The 482-nt window shown below is 78.4% G+C and carries 1 protein-coding gene; it reads left to right on the top strand.

Annotated elements, in window-relative coordinates:
* Nucleotides 1-213 precede the first annotated feature (213 nt).
* On the top strand, nt 214-482 hold a 269-nt coding region (locus tag DZG00_RS16430), incomplete at its 3' end, for a DUF2510 domain-containing protein (RefSeq protein ID WP_119455871.1).

The raw sequence follows: 482 nt of genomic DNA, 5'->3' as shown, positions 1-482 counted from the left end.
GGCCGCGGCGGTCCCGCTCGCCGCCTGAGGGGCACCCACCGGCACGCACCCCGCGGCTGCCCGCCGCGCGGATCCTCCCGTCGCCACGCCCCTGATTGGGGGTGCGCGAGCCGGGTGGACGACGCGCCCGGGCTACCCGGTCGGCCCGAGCGCCGCCTAACCTGGGCGGAGGAGAAGTTCCCCCACCTGGGGAACGCTCCTGTGAGGAGCACCATGTCGTCGACCCCGCCGCCCGCCTCCCCGACGTCGGTCACACCGTCGTCCGACGAGCCCGGCTGGTTCGGCGACGGCGAGGGCAACCAGCGCTTCTGGGACGGCACCCGCTGGACCGCGCTCGTCTCCGGTCGCCGCGTCTTCCCCGGCCGCGCGTCGTCGACGCCCGAGCCGCGCCTGATCTCCGAGTCGCCGCTGCCCGAGGGCTACGCGCCCGCCGCGGCGCCGCTCGCCCCGCCCGCCGGATCCGCCGCCGACGCGTCCGCGGA

Origin of the sequence: Clavibacter lycopersici (assembly GCF_003576405.1) — a bacterium.
Classification (GTDB): Bacteria; Actinomycetota; Actinomycetes; order Actinomycetales; family Microbacteriaceae; genus Clavibacter; species Clavibacter lycopersici.
This window is presented reverse-complemented; position numbering and strand designations above follow the sequence as displayed.